Here is a 795-nt window from a genome sequence, read left to right on the forward strand (position 1 = left end):
GTGCCGGGGGCCGCCGTCGATGATCCGGTGGCGCGCGTGCGCGGCGAGATCGAACGCTGGCGCAATCATTTCGCCGATCTCGACCATGCCGCCGAGGAACTGGCCGATGCGCTGCGGTTGCAGAGCGGCGACCTCTATTCTGCGATTGCCGAACGGTTGCGCACCAAGCACCAGCTCTCGATCCGTATCCTCCCCGAAAACGTGATGCCGGGACGCCTGCGCCGGCTCGACCTGCATGCGCGCCAGTTGCAGCTGTCCGAGATGCTCGACATGGCTTCGCGCACCTTCCAGGCGGCCTATCTGCTCGGCCAGCTCGAATTTCGGGCGGACATCAACGCGCTGGTCGCCGGCGCGCAGTTCGGCGACCGCACCGCCGAGCGGCTCTACCAGCGGCATATCTTCAGCTATTTCGCCGCTGCGGTGATGATGCCCTATGGCCGCTTCCTGCGCGCCTGCGAGCAATCGGGCTATGACATGCTGCTGCTCCAGCGGCGCTTTGGTGCCGGGTTCGAGCATGTCGCGCACCGGCTCACGACCTTGCAGCGGGTGGGCCAGCGCGGCCTCGGCTTTTTCATGATCCGCGTCGACCGCGCGGGTCAGGTGTCGAAGCGCTTCGGCGGAGCCGCACGCGCGCCGCTCGCCGATACCGAGGTGACCTGCCCTTTGTGGCACCTGCACCAGGCGTTTTCGCGCCCCAGCCAGGTTCAGGTACAGCTCGTCGAGCTGGAGGATGCGAGCCGCTGGCTGACGCTGGCGCGCAGCGTGCAGGGCGCGGGCTATGGCGCGGGCGGCACG

The 795-nt window shown here is 68.1% G+C and carries 1 protein-coding gene; it reads left to right on the forward strand.

Going from position 1 to position 795, the window contains the following annotated elements; genetic code table 11:
• A partial coding sequence (locus tag AX735_RS12710) for a short-chain fatty acyl-CoA regulator family protein (RefSeq protein WP_156447499.1) occupies nucleotides 1-795 on the forward strand: 795 nt, incomplete at both ends.

Source organism: Blastomonas sp. CCH1-A6 (genome assembly GCF_001556365.1).
Lineage (GTDB): Bacteria > Pseudomonadota > Alphaproteobacteria > Sphingomonadales > Sphingomonadaceae > Blastomonas > Blastomonas ursincola.